Annotated in this window: 1 protein-coding gene; it reads left to right on the forward strand. The window is 62.5% G+C overall.

The genetic code is table 11. The features are described from left to right. Window positions 1–70 precede the first annotated feature (70 nt). Window positions 71–269, forward strand: a 199-nt coding sequence (locus AC0L20_RS41110) for a hypothetical protein (RefSeq protein ID WP_473295845.1), incomplete at its 3' end; no start/stop codon positions are given.

Below are 269 nucleotides of genomic sequence, written 5' to 3' on the forward strand. Positions count from 1 at the left end.
GTGGTCCTGCAGCCCGCACCCCGTCGAGCTCTGGCGGGGTTGCCCCATGCCCGCGGCTAGGGACCGGCACGTGGTCGCCAGCCGGCTGCGCCGCGGACGGTCCCTGGACCAGTTATCCACAGGGCTGACACTAGTGGGTGTGCTGTTCGGTCTTATCCAGTTGTTGATGCCGAGTGTTTCAATCATCTGCCTGTTGCTTGCCTTGTGGATGATCATCCTCGGGCTTTTGCAGAAATACTGGGCGCTGCGTGTTGCGTTCGACGCCGACT

The organism is Bradyrhizobium sp. Kon58 (assembly GCF_055807455.1).